This window comes from Microvirga sp. P4_G7, from assembly GCF_056401005.1.
Genome location: NZ_JBFUKD010001096.1, coordinates 1 through 716 on the forward strand (window position 1 = coordinate 1; position 716 = coordinate 716).

General features: G+C 61.0%; 1 protein-coding gene. It reads right to left on the minus strand.

Annotated features, from left to right (window positions below; all coding sequences use genetic code 11):
- Window positions 1-716 (minus strand): catalase (locus AC1DT3_RS23245; protein WP_477467515.1); only part of this gene is annotated, 716 nt, incomplete at both ends.

Genomic DNA, 716 nt, shown 5'->3' on the forward strand with positions numbered 1-716 from the left:
GCATCGGCATACGCGAAAATGCGGCCTTGCAGCATCTTGTCCGGCGAGAAGCCGATGCCGGGCACGATGTTCGACGGCGAGAACGACGCCTGCTCGACTTCGGCGAAGTAGTGCTGGGCATTCCGGTTGAGTTCGAGAATGCCGACTTCCTGCAGCGGATAATCCGCGTGTGGCCACACCTTGGTCAGATCGAACGGGTTGTAGGCGGTCTTGTCCGCATCCGTCTCCGGCATGATCTGAACGCACACGCGCCAGCGCGGATAATCCCCCTTCTCGATCGCCTCATAGAGATCGCGCTGAGCGCTCTCGCGGTCCTTGGCGACGACAGCCTCGGCTTCGCGGTTCGTCCAGTTCTTGATGCCCTGGAGCGACTTGAAGTGGAATTTCACCCAATGTCGTTCGCCAGCATCGTTCAGGAAGGAATAGGTGTGCGATCCGAACCCGTGCACGAAGCGGTAGCTCTGCGGAAGGCCGCGGTCCGAGAACAGGATTGTGACCTGATGGAGGCTCTCGGGCGACAGGCTCCAGAAATCCCACATGGCCGTCGGGCTGCGCAGATTGGTCGACGGGTGGCGCTTCTGGGTGCGGATGAAGTCGGGAAACTTCAACGGATCGCGCACGAAGAAGACCGGCGTGTTGTTGCCGACGACGTCCCAATTGCCCTCTTCGGTGTAGAACTTCACCGAGAAACCGCGCACGTCGCGCTCGGCGTCGGC